We start from the raw sequence: 15489 nt of genomic DNA, 5'->3' as shown, positions 1-15489 counted from the left end.
GGCCGCCGGCGGGCGGCGCGGGGCCGGATGACCGTCCACGGCGGCGCGGAACGCGCACCGGGCCTACATTGGGACGTACGTCACCGTCGACGCATGCCCGGAGCGCACCATGTCGGTCACCCATGTCCTCGAGGCCGATACCGATGTCCTGCGGAGGCAGGACCCGGAGCTGGCCGAGATCCTGCTCGCCGAACGCCACCGGCAGTCGACGACCCTCCAGCTGATCGCGGCCGAGAACTTCACCTCGCCGGCCGTGCTGGCCGCGCTCGGCTCACCGCTCGCCAACAAGTACGCCGAGGGCTACCCGGGCGCCCGGCACCACGGCGGCTGCGAACTCGTCGACATCGCCGAGCGCCTCGCCGTGGAGCGTGCCAAGACGCTGTTCGGCGCCGAGCACGCCAATGTGCAGGCGCACTCGGGCTCGTCCGCGGTGCTCGCCGCGTACGCCGCCCTGCTCCGGCCCGGCGACACCGTCCTGGCGCTCGGCCTGCCGCACGGCGGCCACCTCACCCACGGCTCGCCCGCCAACTTCTCCGGCCGCTGGTTCGACTTCATCGGTTACGGCGTGGACGCCGAGACCGGGCTCATCGACCACGAGCAGGTGCGCACCCTGGCCCGTGCGCACCGGCCCAAGGCGATCGTGTGCGGCTCGATCGCCTACCCCCGCCACATCGACCACGCCTTCTTCCGCGAGGTCGCCGACGAGGTCGGTGCCTATCTCATCGCGGACGCCGCCCACCCGATCGGCCTGGTCGCCGGGGGAGCCGCGCCCAGTCCGGTGCCGTACGCCGACATCGTCTGCGCCACCACGCACAAGGTGCTGCGCGGTCCGCGCGGCGGCATGATCCTGTGCGGGAGCGAACTGGCCGAGCGGGTCGACCGGGCCGTGTTCCCGTTCACGCAGGGCGGCGCACAGATGCACACCATCGCCGCCAAGGCCGTCGCCTTCGGCGAGGCGTCGACCGAGGCGTTCGCCGGGTACGCCCATCGGGTGGTCGCCAACGCCCGGGCCCTGGCCGCGGGCCTGGCCGCCGAGGGCCTGGTCGTCACCACCGGCGGCACGGACACCCATCTGCTGACCGCCGACCCGGCCCCGCTCGGCGTCGACGGGCGCACCGCGCGGGGGCGGCTGGCGGCGGCCGGGCTGGTCCTGGACTGCTGCGCGCTGCCCCACGCCGACGCCCGTGGCCTGCGCCTGGGCACCGCGGCGGTGACCACGCAGGGCATGGGGGAGGGGGAGATGGGCACCATCGCGCGGCTGCTCGCCGGAGTGCTCAGCGGGGATACCGAGGCCGCCGAGGCGAGGGAGACGGTGCGGGATCTGACCGCGGCCTTTCCGCCGTATCCGGGCTGAACCCGGGTATGCGCACTGGCGTGCACAGGCACACGTGCAACCATCGTCGCTACCCGGAAGTCTCCACACGTATGCGCGCCTCGCTAGGGTGTGGGGCTGAGATGGCCAGCGAGACCTGTGGGGAAGCCCGTGCGTGAATACCTGCTGACGCTCTGCATCACGGCCGCGGTGACGTACCTGCTGACCGGGCCGGTGCGGAAGTTCGCGATCGTGGCAGGGGCGATGCCGCAGATCCGGGCCCGGGACGTGCACCGGGAGCCGACGCCGCGGCTCGGCGGGATCGCGATGTTCTTCGGCCTGTGCGCGGGCATGCTGGTCGCCGACCACCTCACCAACCTCAGCGAGGTCTTCGAGCGGTCGAACGAGCCGCGCGCGCTGTTGTCCGGAGCGGCCGTGATCTGGCTGATCGGCGTCCTGGACGACAAGTTCGAGATCGACGCCCTGATCAAGCTGGGCGCCCAGATGATCGCCGCGGGCGTGATGGTGGTGCAGGGTCTGACGATCCTGTGGCTGCCCATTCCCGGCGTGGGCAACGTGGCGCTGACCCAGTGGCAGGGCACGCTGCTGACGGTGGCGCTGGTGGTCATCACCATCAACGCGGTCAACTTCGTCGACGGCCTGGACGGTCTCGCGGCCGGCATGGTGTGCATCGCTTCGGCGGCGTTCTTCATGTACGCCTACCGGATCTGGTACTCGTACGGGATCGAGGCCGCCGCCCCGGCCACGCTGTTCGCCGCGATTCTGATGGGCATGTGCGTGGGCTTCCTGCCGCACAACATGCACCCGGCGCGGATCTTCATGGGCGACTCGGGCTCGATGCTGATCGGCCTGGTGCTGGCGGCGGGCGCGATCTCGGTCACCGGGCAGGTCGATCCGGACGCGATGAAGCTGTTCTCCGGCTCCGAGCGCAACACCGTGCACCAGATGGTGCCGGTCTACATCCCGCTGCTGATGCCGCTGACCATCATCGCCATCCCGGCCGCCGACCTGATCCTGGCCATCGTGCGGCGCACCTGGCGCGGTCAGTCGCCGTTCGCCGCGGACCGGGGGCATCTGCACCACCGGCTGCTGGAGGTCGGGCACTCGCACAGCCGCGCGGTGCTGATCATGTACTTCTGGTCGGCGCTGATCGCCTTCGGGGCGCTGGCCTACTCCGTGAACTCGGCGTCGATGTGGATCGTGCTCGGCGTGGTCTTCCTCAGCGCGGTCGGGCTCGTGCTGCTCCTGCTGCCGCGGTTCGCGCCGCGCACTCCGCGCTGGGCCGAACGTCTGGTCCCGCCGCGCTACCGGCGTCGCCGGGCGGTCTCCGCGGAGCCGGCGGCCACGGCCGCGGCGCAGGACGTTCCGGCCGAGGCCGCCGAGGACGCCGAGGACGCAGCCGAGACCGACAAGGCCGGGCGGGACGACCGCGAGCCGGTGCCGGCCGGGGTCTCAGGCGTCTCCGGTGTCAACGGCGCAACGGCAGTCGGCCCCCGTTCACGGCTGCCAAGGTAAGAATCTGACGAGAGCATTGCCAACTCGTGGGAAGCTCCTGGGACAACCCTGGGGAGCGAAGCGCCGCATTACCAGACAAATCGGCGCTGTAACAGCTCAAACGCGCACTGTCACTCTCATGTGTGACAGTTGGCACACCGCCAGGTAAAGACCTCATCAAATAGTTTGTGATACGGTTCACGAGAACCCCCCGGATAGCCGATGGACCGCAGTGCGACGGTCTCCTCGGCGTGAGGACCCCACTCAGCCCGGGACTACGCTCGTCCATGACGACACCCCTGCCCCCTGTGTGAAAAGCGGAGTTGCCGCCATGCCGTCCAACGACGTCCGGACCCTGGCCCAGGCCGCCGTGCCCACGGCTGCCGCCGGCGCGATCGCCGCCGTCGTCAGTGCAGTGGTCGTCGGCGGTAAGGGGGCGATCGGAGCCGTCGTCGCGACGCTGGTGGTCATCCTCTTCATGGGCCTCGGTCTCTACGTACTGCAGCGCACCGCCAAATCGCTTCCGCACCTGTTCCAGGCGATGGGCCTGATGCTCTACGCGGCTCAGATCCTGCTGCTGTTCGTCTTCCTCGCCGCGTTCAAGAACACGACGTTGTTCCACCCCCGGTCCTTCGCGATCACATTGGTCGTCGGCACCCTCGTGTGGATCGCCGCGCAGACGCGCGCCCACATGAAGGCCAAGATTCTCTACGTCGAGCCCGACTCGAAAAGCGACAAGCCCGGAAAGACGGGGCACTCGTCGTGAGGGGTAGGGCCGGGATAAGGGCGGGTGGGAGATCCTGCTATCGTCCGGTGCCAACTGCGGCATCGCGGGCGCGGGCATCCGAGCTGACGCCTGCTCATTCGCGAGGCGAGATGCCCCACAGCCGCCCCCACATCCGTAACACCAGTCCCGTGCCGAACCGCGGCCGTGCGCCGCGCCGACACAACGAGGTTGCCGTACCCATGCGCCACGATGAAGGAGCCCGCGGTGAGTGCTGACCCGACGCAGGTGCTCGCCTTCGAGACCGACTGCCACATCTTCGATGGCTGCGGCTTCGCCGAGGTCTCCCCGGGCCTGCATTCGTTCCTGTTCCAGCCTCTCTGGGGCGACGGAGACAGCAACCTGTACTTCAACAAGCCGATGCTGCTGGCGCTGCTCGGCTCGATCATCATCGTCGGCTTCTTCTGGGCCGCCTTCCGCAAGCCGCAGGTCGTACCCGGCAAGCTCCAGATGGTCGCGGAGGCCGGTTACGACTTCATCCGGCGCGGAGTCGTCTACGAGACCATCGGCAAGAAGGAAGGCGAGAAGTACGTCCCGCTGGTCGTCTCGCTGTTCTTCTTCGTCTGGATGATGAACCTCTGGTCGATCATCCCGGTCGCCCAGTTCCCGGTCACCTCGATCATCGCCTATCCGCTGGTCCTGGCCTTGATCGTCTACGTCACCTGGGTGGCGCTGACCTTCAAGCGGCAGGGTTTCGTCGGCTTCTGGAAGAACGTCACCGGCTACGACAAGTCGCTCGGTGCGGTGCTGCCGCTGGCCATGCTGATCGAGCTCTTCTCGAACCTGCTGATCCGCCCGTTCACGCACGCGGTGCGACTCTTCGCGAACATGTTCGCCGGTCACACCCTGCTGGTGCTGTTCACCATCGCCAGCTGGTACCTGCTGAACGGCATCGGCATCGCCTACGCGGGCGTCTCGTTCGTGATGGTCCTGGTGATGACCGCTTTCGAGCTGTTCATCCAGGCGCTGCAGGCCTACGTGTTCGTCCTGCTGACCTGCACCTACATCCAGGGCGCGCTGGCCGAGCACCACTGAGCACAGCGCCCGTCCCGCCCTCAACAAGTCGTCCGGTGGCCAACCCCCACCGGTCCGTAAAGGAAAAGGAAGAACTGGCATGTCCCAGACCCTTGCTGCCGTCGAAGGTTCCCTCGGTTCCATCGGTTACGGTCTCGCCGCCATCGGCCCCGGCGTCGGCGTCGGCATCATCTTCGGTAACGGCACCCAGGCCCTGGCCCGTCAGCCCGAGGCGGCCGGCCTGATCCGCGCCAACCAGATCCTCGGCTTCGCCTTCTGTGAGGCGCTGGCGCTGATCGGTCTGGTCATGCCGTTCGTCTACGGCTACTGATCGCTGATCCACGACCAGCCGACTAGACGAAAGGCACACCCATGAGCCAGCTGCTCACGATCGCGGCAGAGGAGCAGAACCCCCTCATCCCGCCGATCCCCGAGCTTGTCATCGGCCTGATCGCCTTCGTCATCGTCTTCGGCTTCCTCGCCAAGAAGCTGCTCCCGAACATCAACAAGGTTCTGGAACAGCGTCGCGAGGCCATCGAGGGCGGTATCGAGAAGGCCGAGGCCGCGCAGACCGAGGCCCAGAGCGTCCTCGAGCAGTACAAGGCCCAGCTCGCCGAGGCCCGGCACGAGGCCGCGCGCCTGCGCCAGGAGGCGCAGGAGCAGGGCGCCGCGCTCATCGCCGAGATGCGCGCGGAGGGCCAGCGGCAGCGTGAGGAGATCATCGCCGCCGGTCACGCCCAGATCGAGGCCGACCGCAAGGCCGCTGCCTCGGCGCTGCGCCAGGACGTCGGCAAGCTCGCCACCGATCTGGCCGGCAAGCTGGTCGGCGAGTCCCTCGAGGACCACGCCCGGCAGAGCCGCGTCATCGACCGGTTCCTCGACGAGCTCGACGCCAAGTCGACGACGGCCGAGGCGGCCCGATGAGTGGCATGCACGGAGCGAGCCGCGAGGCCCTGGCAGCCGCACGTGAGCGTCTCGACGCGCTGACGGACTCCACGTCCGTGGACGCGGGCTCGCTCGCCGACGAGCTGGCCGCCGTCACCGCGCTGCTCGACCGCGAGGTGTCGCTGCGTCGGGTCCTCACCGACCCGGCGCAGGCCGGTGAGGCCAAGGCCGAGCTGGCGCAGCGTCTGCTCGGCACCCAGGTCGGCGGTGCGACCGTCGACCTGGTGGGCGGCATGGTGCGCTCCCGCTGGTCGCAGTCGCGCGACCTGGTGGACGCGCTGGAGGAGCTGGCGAACACCGCCGACCTCACCGCCGCGCAGCAGGCCGGCACGCTCGACGACGTCGAGGACGAGCTGTTCCGGTTCGGCCGGATCGTCTCCTCCAGCACCGAGCTGCGGGCCGCGCTGACCAGTCGCCGGGCCGGGACCCCCGCCAAGAGCGAGCTGCTGCGCAGCCTGCTCGGCGGCAGGGCCAAGCCGGTCACCGAGCGTCTGGTGACGCGTCTTGTGACCGTGCCGCGGGGACGTAGCCTGGAGACGGGACTCGAGTCCCTGTCCAGGCTCGCCGCCGACCGCCGGGACCGCATGGTCGCCGTCGTCACGTCGGCGGTGCCGCTGAGCGACGCGCAGAAGCAGCGCCTGGGCGCTGCCCTCGCCAAGCTCTACGGCCGTCCCATGCACCTCAACCTGGACGTGGACCCCGAGGTCCTCGGTGGGATCCGGGTGCAGGTCGGTGACGAGGTCATCAACGGCTCCATCGCCGACCGCCTCGAGGACGCCGGCCGCCGCCTGGCGGGCTAGCGGTCACGCGGCGGGCGCGCGCCAACCGAACAAGCAGTACGTACTTACGGCCCTGGTTGGGCCGTGCAGAGGATGCAAAGTTTCTGGGGGGAGCCCCCAGATCCCCCAAAGAAACTTCGGGCCCAACAAGGAGAGCAGGGAACCCAGATGGCGGAGCTCACGATCCGGCCGGAGGAGATCCGGGACGCGCTGGAGAACTTTGTCCAGTCGTACAAGCCGGACGCGGCCTCGCGCGAGGAGGTCGGTACGGTCACCCTTGCCGGCGACGGCATCGCGAAGGTCGAGGGTCTGCCCTCGGCCATGGCCAACGAACTGCTGAAGTTCGAGGACGGCACCCTCGGTCTCGCCCTCAACCTCGAGGAGCGCGAGATCGGCTGCGTCATCCTCGGTGAGTTCAGCGGTATCGAGGAGGGACAGCCGGTCAGCCGTACCGGCGAGGTCCTCTCCGTAGCGGTGGGCGAGGGCTACCTCGGCCGCGTGGTCGACCCCCTCGGCAACCCGATCGACGGTCTCGGCGAGATCGAGACCTCGGGTCGTCGCGCCCTCGAGCTGCAGGCCCCCACGGTCATGCAGCGCAAGTCGGTGCACGAGCCGATGGAGACCGGCTACAAGGCCGTCGACGCGATGACCCCGATCGGCCGCGGTCAGCGTCAGCTGATCATCGGTGACCGCCAGACCGGCAAGACCGCCCTGGCCGTCGACACGATCATCAACCAGCGCGACAACTGGCGCACCGGCGACCCGAAGAAGCAGGTCCGCTGCATCTACGTCGCCATCGGCCAGAAGGGCTCGACCATCGCGTCGGTCCGCCGCGCGCTGGAGGAGAACGGCGCGCTGGAGTACACGACCATCGTCGCCGCCCCGGCCTCGGACCCGGCCGGCTTCAAGTACCTGGCGCCGTACACCGGTTCGGCCATCGGCCAGCAGTGGATGTACGAGGGCAAGCACGTCCTGATCATCTTCGACGACCTGTCGAAGCAGGCCGACGCCTACCGCGCCGTGTCGCTGCTGCTGCGCCGCCCGCCGGGCCGCGAGGCCTACCCGGGTGACGTCTTCTACCTGCACTCCCGCCTGCTGGAGCGCTGCGCCAAGCTCTCCGACGAGATGGGTGCCGGTTCGATGACCGGTCTGCCGATCGTCGAGACCAAGGCCAACGACGTCTCGGCGTTCATCCCGACCAACGTCATCTCCATCACCGACGGCCAGTGCTTCCTGGAGTCGGACCTGTTCAACGCCGGTCAGCGCCCCGCGCTGAACGTCGGTATCTCCGTCTCCCGAGTCGGTGGTTCCGCGCAGCACAAGGCGATGAAGCAGGTCTCCGGCCGTCTGCGCGTGGACCTCGCCCAGTTCCGTGAGCTGGAGGCGTTCGCCGCCTTCGGTTCCGACCTGGACGCCGCGTCCAAGGCGCAGCTGGAGCGCGGTCAGCGCATGGTCGAGCTGCTGAAGCAGGACCAGTACCAGCCGATGGCCACCGAGGACCAGGTCGTCTCCGTCTGGGCCGGCACCACCGGCAAGATGGACGACGTCCCGGTCTCCGACATCCGCCGCTTCGAGAAGGAGCTCCTGGAGTACCTGCACCGCAAGGAGCAGGGCCTCATGACCTCCATCCGGGAGGGCGGCAAGATGTCCGACGACACCCTCCAGGCCGTCGGCGACGCGATCGCGGAGTTCAAGAAGCAGTTCGAGACCGGCGACGGCAAGCTGCTCGGCGAGGACGCTCCGGCCGCTGCCGCCAAGTGACGTAAGGAAGGACCTGACTCATGGGAGCCCAGCTCCGGGTCTACAAGCGTCGCATCCGATCCGTCACCGCGACCAAGAAGATCACGAAGGCGATGGAGATGATCGCCGCCTCGCGCGTCGTCAAGGCGCAGCGCAAGGTGGCGGCCTCCACGCCGTACGCGACCGAGCTCACCCGGGCGGTCACGGCGGTCGGCACGGGTTCCACCACCCGGCACCCGCTCACCACCCAGGCCGAGACGGTCACCCGGTCCGCGGTGCTGCTGCTGACGAGCGACCGCGGTCTGGCCGGTGCCTTCAACTCCAATGCCATCAAGCAGGCGGAGCAGCTCACCGAGCGGCTCGAGCGCGAGGGCAAGGAGGTCGTCGTCTACATCGTCGGCCGGCGCGGCGTGGCGCACTACAACTTCCGTGAGCGCAAGATCGCGGAGTCGTGGGGCGGCTTCACCGACCAGCCCTCGTACGCGGACGCCAAGAAGGTCGCGGCCCCGCTGATCGAGGCCATCGAGACGGACACCGCGGACGGCGGCGTGGACGAGCTCCACATCGTCTACACGGAGTTCGTGTCGATGATGACGCAGACCGCGGTCGGTGAGCGGCTGCTGCCGCTCAGCCTCGACGAGGTCGCGGGGGAGACGACCGCCAAGGACGAGATCCTTCCGCTGTACGACTTCGAGCCGTCGGCCGAGGACGTCCTCGACGCCCTGCTGCCGCGGTACGTCGAGAGCCGGATCTACAACGCGCTGCTTCAGTCGGCCGCCTCCAAGCACGCCGCCACGCGGCGCGCGATGAAGTCGGCCACCGACAACGCGGGCGAGCTGATCAACACGCTCTCCCGTCTTGCCAACGCGGCCCGCCAGGCCGAAATCACCCAGGAAATCAGCGAGATCGTCGGTGGCGCGAGCGCCCTGGCCGACGCGACCGCGGGGAGTGACAAGTAATGACCACCACTGTTGAGCCGACCGCTGCGGCGGGCGTGGCCACCGGCCGCGTCGCGCGGGTCATCGGCCCGGTCGTCGACGTGGAGTTCCCCGTCGACGCGATGCCGGAGATCTACAACGCCCTGCACGTCGAGGTCGCCGACCCGGCGAACGCGGGTGAGAAGAAGACGCTGACCCTGGAGGTCGCCCAGCACCTGGGTGACGGCCTGGTCCGCACCATCTCCATGCAGCCCACCGACGGCCTGGTCCGCCAGGCCCCGGTCGTCGACACCGGCGACGGCATCACCGTCCCGGTCGGCGACTTCACCAAGGGCAAGGTGTTCAACACCCTCGGTGAGGTGCTGAACGTCGACGAGAAGCACACGGGCGAGCGCTGGTCCATCCACCGCAAGGCCCCGAACTTCGACGAGCTCGAGTCGAAGACCGAGATGTTCGAGACCGGCGTCAAGGTCATCGACCTGCTGACCCCGTACGTCAAGGGCGGCAAGATCGGTCTGTTCGGCGGCGCCGGCGTCGGCAAGACGGTGCTCATCCAGGAGATGATCTACCGCGTCGCCAACAACCACGACGGTGTGTCGGTGTTCGCCGGTGTCGGTGAGCGCACCCGTGAGGGCAACGACCTCATCGACGAGATGACCGAGTCGGGCGTCATCGACAAGACCGCCCTGGTCTTCGGCCAGATGGACGAGCCCCCGGGCACCCGTCTGCGCGTCGCGCTGGCCGGCCTCACCATGGCCGAGTACTTCCGTGACGTCCAGAAGCAGGACGTGCTGTTCTTCATCGACAACATCTTCCGCTTCACCCAGGCCGGTTCCGAGGTCTCGACCCTGCTCGGCCGCATGCCCTCCGCGGTGGGCTACCAGCCGAACCTGGCCGACGAGATGGGTCTCCTCCAGGAGCGCATCACCTCGACCCGCGGTCACTCGATCACCTCGATGCAGGCGATCTACGTCCCCGCGGACGACCTGACCGACCCGGCCCCGGCCACCACCTTCGCCCACCTCGACGCGACGACGGTTCTCTCCCGTCCGATCTCCGAGAAGGGCATCTACCCGGCCGTGGACCCGCTGGACTCCACGTCCCGGATCCTGGACCCGCGCTACATCTCGCAGGACCACTACAACGCGGCCATGCGTGTGAAGAACATCCTGCAGAAGTACAAGGACCTGCAGGACATCATCGCGATCCTCGGTATCGACGAGCTCGGCGAGGAGGACAAGCTGGTCGTCCAGCGTGCCCGCCGCGTGGAGCGCTTCCTGTCCCAGAACACCCACGTCGCCAAGCAGTTCACCGGTGTGGACGGCTCGGACGTGCCGCTGGACGAGTCGATCGCCGCGTTCAACGCGATCTGCGACGGTGAGTACGACCACTTCCCGGAGCAGGCGTTCTTCATGTGCGGTGGTCTCGAGGACCTGAAGAAGAACGCGAAGGAGCTGGGCGTCTCCTGAGCATCGCGCTCTTGGTGAGGGGGCGGGCACCGTCCCGCCCCCTCTGCCACGCCCATTAGACTTGTAACCAACACCCGGCAGAACCGCCGGGTGGTGACCCGAGGAGCCACCTTGGCTGCTGAGCTGCACGTCGCGCTGGTCGCGGCCGACCGAGAGGTCTGGTCCGGCGAGGCCACCCTGGTCGTCGCGCGCACCACGTCCGGCGACATCGGCGTCATGCCCGGTCACCAGCCGCTGCTCGGTGTGCTGGAGTCGGGCCCGGTGACCATCCGTACGAGTGACGGTGGGACGGTCGTCGCCGCGGTGCACGGCGGTTTCATCTCGTTCGCGGACAACAAGCTGTCGCTGCTGGCCGAGATCGCCGAGCTGTCGGACGAGATCGATGTCCAGCGCGCGGAGCGGGAGCTCGAGCGCGCGAAGGCGGAGGGCGACGCCCACGCCGAGCGTCGTGCGGACGTCCGACTGCGCGCGGCGGCGGCGCGCTGACCCATGGGGCCGGCTCCCGGGGCCGTTAGGCTCTGGGGGAGCCGTGCTTTGACGTGACTCAGCCGCGGCTGGGACCGGAGTGATCCGGACCCGGTCGCGGCTGAGCCGGATGTGGGACTTTTTTCCGTTCCGTTACCTAGGAGACGAGGAGGTCGGTGCCGATGGTCCTCGCTCTGACTGTGTGCGGAATCGTCGTCGCCCTCGTGGTGGTGGGACTGTTCGTCTTCGGTCTGCGCCGCCGGCTGATCCAGCGCTCGGGCGGCACCTTCGACTGCTCCCTGCGCTGGGACGCCCCGAAGGAGGGCGACGGCAACGGCAAGGGGTGGGCCTACGGCGTGGCCCGGTACAACGGCGACCGCGTCGAGTGGTACCGCGTCTTCTCGTACTCGCCCCGCCCGCGCCGGGTCCTGGAGCGCTCCGCGATCGAGGTGGCCGGCCGCCGCGTCCCCGAGGGCGAGGAGGAGCTGGCGCTGCTCTCCGACTCCGTGGTCCTCGCCTGTCTGCACCGGGGCACGCGTCTGGAGCTGGCGATGAGCGAGGACGCGCTGACCGGATTCCTCGCGTGGCTGGAGGCCGCCCCGCCCGGACAGCGGGTGAACGTGGCGTAGCCCCGTCCCCCTCCCCTGACGCGGTGCGGGGAAGGGCGAACGGGGCTCGAGACGTGCCGGGTGCTACTTCAGACCGCTGTCGATGGCGCTCACCAGCTCGCCGTTGGCGGTGTCACCGCTGAACTCCCAGAAGAAGGCACCGCCCAGGCCCTGCCGCTCGGCCCAGTCCATCTTCGACTTGACGGTCGCCGGGGTGTCGTACGACCACCAGTTGGTGCCGCAGTGCGCGTACGCGGTGCCGGCGATCGTGCCGGTGGCCGGGCAGCTGTTCTTCAGGACCTTGTAGTCCTCGATGCCCTGCTCGTACGTGCCCGCCGCCGGGCCGGTCGCGGTGCCGCCGGGCGCGGACTGGGTCACGCCGGTCCAGCCGCGGCCGTAGAAGCCGATGCCGAGCAGCAGCTTGGCGGCCGGGACGCCCTTGGCCCTGAACTTCGCGATCGCCTCGGCGGAGTTGAAGCCCTGCTGCGGGATGCCGGCGTACGAGGTCAGCGGCGAGTGCGGAGCGGTCGGGCCGTTCTTCGCCCAGGCGCCGAAGAAGTCGTACGTCATCACGTTGTACCAGTCGATGTACTGCGCGGCGGCGCCGTAGTCGGCGGCGTCGATCTTGCCGCCGTCGGTGGCATCGGCGGTGACGGCCGCGGTGACCAGGTCGTTGCCGAACTGGGCGCGCATCGCCTTCATCATGGTGCTGAAGGCGTTCGGGGCGCTGGTCGTGTCACAGCTCAGACCGCAGGCGTTGGGGTACTCCCAGTCCAGGTCGATGCCGTCGAAGACGTCGGCCCAGCGCGGGTCCTCCACCAGGTCGTGGCAGGACTTGGCGAAGGCGGCCGGGTTCTTCACGGCGTCGGGGAAGCCGCCGGACCAGGTCCAGCCGCCGAACGACCACAGCACCTTGATGTGCGGGTACTGGGCCTTCAGCTTGCGCAGCTGGTTGAAGTTGCCGCGCAGCGGCTGGTCCCAGGTGTCGGCCTTGCCGTCGACGGACTGGTCGGCGGTGTAGGCCTTGTCGTAGTCGGCGTAGGCGTCGCCGATGGTGCACTTGCCACCCTGGACGTTGCCGAAGGCGTAGTTGATGTGCGTGATCTTCTCGGCGGAGCCGGAGGTGACCAGGTTCTTCACGTGGTAGTTGCGCCCGTAGACGCCCCAGTTGGTGAAGTAGCCGAGCTTGACCTCGTCGCCGGGGCCCGGGTTGCCGCCGCCGCCGTCGCCGCCGGTGGTGGTGACCTTGACGGCGCCGCTGACCGGGCCGGTCTGGTCGGCGGTGTCGCGGGCCTGGACGGTGTAGGAGTAGTCGGTGCCCTTGGTGAGGCCGGTGTCCGTGTGCGAGGTGCCGGTCACGGTGGCGACCTTGGCGCCGTCGCGCAGGACGTCGTAGTTCTTGATGCCCTTGTCGTCGGTCGCCGCCGACCAGGACAGCTTCACCGAGGTGTCGGTGATGTTCGAGGCGGTGGGGGTGCCGGGCGCGGAGGGGGCCTTGTCGCCGGGGACGGAGCCGCCGTCGCAGGAGCCGCCGTTGAGCTTGCAGCCGGACGGGGAGCCGGAGCCGGAGCCGTTGAAGCCGAAGGAGACCGAGGCGCCGGGCGAGAGGGTGCCGTTCCAGCCGACGTTCTTGGCGGTCCAGTGGTCACCGGAGTTGGTGACCGTGGCGTCCCAGGCGGAGGTGACCTTGGTGCCGGCGGGGAAGTCCCACTCGACGGTCCAGGAGCTGAGGGTGGTGGTGCCGGTGTTCTTCACCGTCCACTTGCCCTCGAAGCCGGAGCCCCAGTCCTGGGTCTTGGTGTAGGTGGCCGTCGCGCTCGTGGCGGCCTGGGCGGGGCTGGCGAGGCCGACGAGGCCGGCGAGGGGGAGGGCGAGGGTCGCGACCGCTGCCGCGGCTTTGTGTCTGAAGCGCACGTTGCGCCTCCTTATGGGGAAACCTATGGGGAGGTTGTTGTGGGCATGACTGAGCCTTCATGCCCGAGTGCCGCGAGAATAGAAAGGTCTGGACCATCGGTCAATAGGTCTGGACCACTGCTTCCCGGTTTCGGCTAGATCCCCAACTCCTGCGCCATCACCGCCGCTTGCACCCGGCTGCGCAGCCCCAGCTTCCCCAGCAGGCGGCTGACGTGCGTCTTCACCGTCGCCTCGGCCATGTCCAGCCGCTCGGCGACCGCCGCGTTGGACAGCCCCTCGCCGAGGCAGGACAGCACCTCGCGTTCGCGCCGGGTCAGGTCCTTCAGAACGGCCGGGTCGGCGGCCGGCTCCCGGGCGGCGGGCTGCGCGGCGAACTCGGCGATCAGCCGCCGGGTGACCGCCGGGGCGACGATGCCCTCCCCGCCCGCCACCGTGCGCACGGCGGCGATCAGATCCCTCGCCTCCGCGTTCTTCAGCAGGAACCCGGCGGCACCGGCCCGCAGCGCCCCGAAGACGTACTCGTCGAGGTCGAAGGTGGTCAGCACGAGCACGTCGGCCAGCTTCTCGCCGACCACCCGCCGGGTCGCCGACACCCCGTCCAGGCGCGGCATCTGGACGTCCATCAGCACCAGGTCCGGCCGCAGCTCCCGGGCCAGCGCCACCGCCTGCTCGCCGTCGGCGGCCTCCCCGACCACCTCGATGTCGGGGGCGCTGCCCAGGATGAGCACCAGTCCGGCGCGGACGGCGGACTGGTCCTCGGCGACCAGCACGCGGATCATCTCTCAGTCTCCTTCGGTGAGGGGCAGTGCGGCGCGCACCGCCCAGATCTTGCCGTCCGCCGGGGCGGGAGCCGCGACCGGTCCGGCCTCGAACGTGCCGTGCAGCAGGGCGGCCCGCTCCCGCATGCCGACCAGCCCGGCACCGGAGCCGGGGGCCCGCGGTGCGTCCCGGCCGCCGTACGGGCTGGTCACCGCCACCTTCAGGACGCCGTCCGCGCGGGACAGCGACACGGCCACCGGACCCGACTCCGCGTGCTTGAGCGCGTTGGTGAGCGACTCCTGCACGATCCGGTAGGCGGCCAGCTCCACCGGCGCCGGCAGCCCCTCCCCGTGCGCCGCCTCCAGGGTGACGTCGAGCCCGTTGGCGCGGGCGGTGTCGACGAGGGTGCCGATGCTGTCGAGGGTGGGGGCGGCGGACGGTTCGGTGCCGCCGCCCGCGTCCCGCAGGATGCCGATCAGCCGCCGCATCTCGGCCAGCCCCTCGACGCTGTTCTCCCGGATGACGGTCAGCGCCTGCCGGGTCGTGCCGGGATCGTCCAGGGAGAGCGCGGCCGTGGAGTGGATGGCGATGGCGGAGAGGTGGTTGGCGACCAGGTCGTGCAACTCCCGGGCCATCCGCGAGCGTTCCGCGGTGACCGCCTGGACCCGGTCCATCTCGGCGAGCAGCGCCGTCTGCTCGGCCCGCAGCCGGGCGGCCTCGGCGGCCTCGCGGTGGCTGCGGACGATCAGGCCGGTGGAGGCGGGCGCGAACGACACGATCCCGACGGCCACCCCGATCAGCAGGGCCTCGGGCACCCGCCACATCGCGAACGGCACCACCGTCGCGACCACGGTGAGCAGCCCGGTGATCCGCGGGATGCGGCGGGCGGAGGTGGGCGGGCCGTACAGGACGGCCGCGTACGTCACGTCGGTGTACATCAGCACCGTGACCAGGCTGCCCTGCGTCATGGTGTCCGCGGCCAGCGCGGCCGTGGCGATCAGCAGCGCGGTGCGCGGGGCGGCCCGGCGCAGCACCTCGCAGCCCGCCATGACGGCGAGCGGGACCAGCAGCGGCCAGCGGCCGTCGAACAGCACGATCGGCTCGCCGGCCGGCCGGACGCCCAGGCCGATGCCCCACAGCAGCAGCCCGCCGAGCAGCCCGGCGGCCCCGACGTACACGTCGAAGCGGTGCGGGCGGGGGAGTCGTACGGCCATGGCCCCATCCAACACCGCGGGTGCGGCCGGCGC

At 69.7% G+C, this 15489-nt stretch carries 15 protein-coding genes; 12 read left to right on the top strand and 3 right to left on the bottom strand.

Annotated elements, in window-relative coordinates:
- The first annotated feature begins 109 nt into the window (after positions 1-109).
- The 12 genes from ACLGIH_RS10350 to ACLGIH_RS10295 all read left to right on the top strand — a co-directional run bounded on the left by ACLGIH_RS10350 (position 110) and on the right by ACLGIH_RS10295 (position 11590).
- The gene (locus ACLGIH_RS10350; RefSeq protein ID WP_416524941.1) at positions 110-1354 is read left to right on the top strand and encodes a serine hydroxymethyltransferase; all 1245 of its coding nucleotides are present in this window, start codon (positions 110-112) and stop codon (positions 1352-1354) included.
- 129 nt (positions 1355-1483) lie between these two features.
- A complete protein-coding gene (locus ACLGIH_RS10345; protein ID WP_416524940.1) occupies positions 1484-2848 on the top strand; it encodes an MraY family glycosyltransferase in 1365 nt (454 codons plus the stop codon).
- Between the two features lie 310 nt (positions 2849-3158).
- Positions 3159-3593, top strand: a complete 435-nt coding sequence (locus ACLGIH_RS10340) for a Cg1360 family ATP-synthase-associated protein (RefSeq protein WP_416524939.1) — start codon at positions 3159-3161, stop codon at positions 3591-3593.
- A gap of 210 nt (positions 3594-3803) precedes the next feature.
- Positions 3804-4646, top strand: coding sequence for a F0F1 ATP synthase subunit A (gene atpB / locus ACLGIH_RS10335; RefSeq protein WP_416524938.1), 843 nt, complete (start codon positions 3804-3806; stop codon positions 4644-4646).
- Positions 4647-4725: 79 nt separating this feature from the next.
- Entirely contained in the window at positions 4726-4956 is a 231-nt protein-coding gene (atpE, locus tag ACLGIH_RS10330; protein ID WP_009321656.1) for an ATP synthase F0 subunit C, read from the top strand.
- Between the two features lie 41 nt (positions 4957-4997).
- Positions 4998-5549: a F0F1 ATP synthase subunit B gene (locus ACLGIH_RS10325; RefSeq protein ID WP_416524937.1), complete on the top strand. Its 552-nt coding sequence runs from the start codon at positions 4998-5000 to the stop codon at positions 5547-5549.
- 5 nt (positions 5550-5554) lie between these two features.
- On the top strand, positions 5555-6370 hold the full coding sequence (locus ACLGIH_RS10320) for a F0F1 ATP synthase subunit delta (protein ID WP_416524936.1): 816 nt from the start codon (positions 5555-5557) through the stop codon (positions 6368-6370).
- A 147-nt stretch (positions 6371-6517) separates the two neighbouring features.
- Positions 6518-8110 (top strand): F0F1 ATP synthase subunit alpha, encoded by a 1593-nt coding sequence (gene atpA, locus ACLGIH_RS10315; protein WP_416524935.1) that lies wholly within the window; start codon positions 6518-6520, stop codon positions 8108-8110.
- 20 nt (positions 8111-8130) lie between these two features.
- Positions 8131-9048: a F0F1 ATP synthase subunit gamma gene (locus tag ACLGIH_RS10310; protein WP_416524934.1), complete on the top strand. Its 918-nt coding sequence runs from the start codon at positions 8131-8133 to the stop codon at positions 9046-9048.
- Positions 9048-10496, top strand: a complete 1449-nt coding sequence (gene atpD / locus ACLGIH_RS10305) for a F0F1 ATP synthase subunit beta (RefSeq protein ID WP_416524933.1) — start codon at positions 9048-9050, stop codon at positions 10494-10496. Before ACLGIH_RS10310 ends, atpD begins: the two co-directional genes overlap by 1 nt.
- Positions 10497-10607: 111 nt before the next feature.
- A complete protein-coding gene (locus ACLGIH_RS10300) occupies positions 10608-10982 on the top strand; it encodes a F0F1 ATP synthase subunit epsilon (protein WP_266433771.1) in 375 nt (124 codons plus the stop codon).
- A 161-nt stretch (positions 10983-11143) separates the two neighbouring features.
- A complete protein-coding gene (locus tag ACLGIH_RS10295) occupies positions 11144-11590 on the top strand; it encodes a DUF2550 domain-containing protein (RefSeq protein WP_416524932.1) in 447 nt (148 codons plus the stop codon).
- 63 nt (positions 11591-11653) lie between these two features.
- On the opposite strand, the gene ACLGIH_RS10290 is transcribed toward ACLGIH_RS10295, so the two are convergent.
- The 3 genes from ACLGIH_RS10290 to ACLGIH_RS10280 form a co-directional block, all read right to left on the bottom strand.
- Complete coding sequence (locus tag ACLGIH_RS10290; RefSeq protein WP_416524931.1) at positions 11654-13483, bottom strand: glycosyl hydrolase family 18 protein; 1830 nt, start codon at positions 13481-13483, stop codon at positions 11654-11656.
- A gap of 134 nt (positions 13484-13617) precedes the next feature.
- Positions 13618-14262, bottom strand: coding sequence for a response regulator (locus tag ACLGIH_RS10285; RefSeq protein ID WP_416524930.1), 645 nt, complete (start codon positions 14260-14262; stop codon positions 13618-13620).
- 3 nt (positions 14263-14265) lie between these two features.
- Entirely contained in the window at positions 14266-15456 is a 1191-nt protein-coding gene (locus ACLGIH_RS10280; protein ID WP_416524929.1) for a sensor histidine kinase, read from the bottom strand.
- Positions 15457-15489 lie beyond the last annotated feature (33 nt).

Origin of the sequence: Streptomyces hamibioticus (assembly GCF_047946815.1) — a bacterium.
In the GTDB taxonomy this organism is placed as follows: domain Bacteria; phylum Actinomycetota; class Actinomycetes; order Streptomycetales; family Streptomycetaceae; genus Streptomyces.
This window is presented reverse-complemented; position numbering and strand designations above follow the sequence as displayed.

Bases quoted from the DNA above. Each gene is read 5' to 3' on its own strand.
- ACLGIH_RS10350 (WP_416524941.1), top strand. From the start codon at position 110: ATGTCGGTCACCCATGTCCTCGAGGCCGATACCGATGTCCTGCGGAGG.
- ACLGIH_RS10340 (WP_416524939.1), top strand. From the start codon at position 3,159: ATGCCGTCCAACGACGTCCGGACCCTGGCCCAGGCCGCCGTGCCCACG.
- atpB (WP_416524938.1), top strand. From the start codon at position 3,804: ATGAAGGAGCCCGCGGTGAGTGCTGACCCGACGCAGGTGCTCGCCTTC.
- atpE (WP_009321656.1), top strand. From the start codon at position 4,726: ATGTCCCAGACCCTTGCTGCCGTCGAAGGTTCCCTCGGTTCCATCGGT.
- ACLGIH_RS10325 (WP_416524937.1), top strand. From the start codon at position 4,998: ATGAGCCAGCTGCTCACGATCGCGGCAGAGGAGCAGAACCCCCTCATC.
- ACLGIH_RS10320 (WP_416524936.1), top strand. From the start codon at position 5,555: ATGCACGGAGCGAGCCGCGAGGCCCTGGCAGCCGCACGTGAGCGTCTC.
- atpA (WP_416524935.1), top strand. From the start codon at position 6,518: ATGGCGGAGCTCACGATCCGGCCGGAGGAGATCCGGGACGCGCTGGAG.
- ACLGIH_RS10310 (WP_416524934.1), top strand. From the start codon at position 8,131: ATGGGAGCCCAGCTCCGGGTCTACAAGCGTCGCATCCGATCCGTCACC.
- atpD (WP_416524933.1), top strand. From the start codon at position 9,048: ATGACCACCACTGTTGAGCCGACCGCTGCGGCGGGCGTGGCCACCGGC.
- ACLGIH_RS10295 (WP_416524932.1), top strand. From the start codon at position 11,144: ATGGTCCTCGCTCTGACTGTGTGCGGAATCGTCGTCGCCCTCGTGGTG.
- ACLGIH_RS10285 (WP_416524930.1), bottom strand. From the start codon at position 14,262: ATGATCCGCGTGCTGGTCGCCGAGGACCAGTCCGCCGTCCGCGCCGGA.
- ACLGIH_RS10280 (WP_416524929.1), bottom strand. From the start codon at position 15,456: ATGGCCGTACGACTCCCCCGCCCGCACCGCTTCGACGTGTACGTCGGG.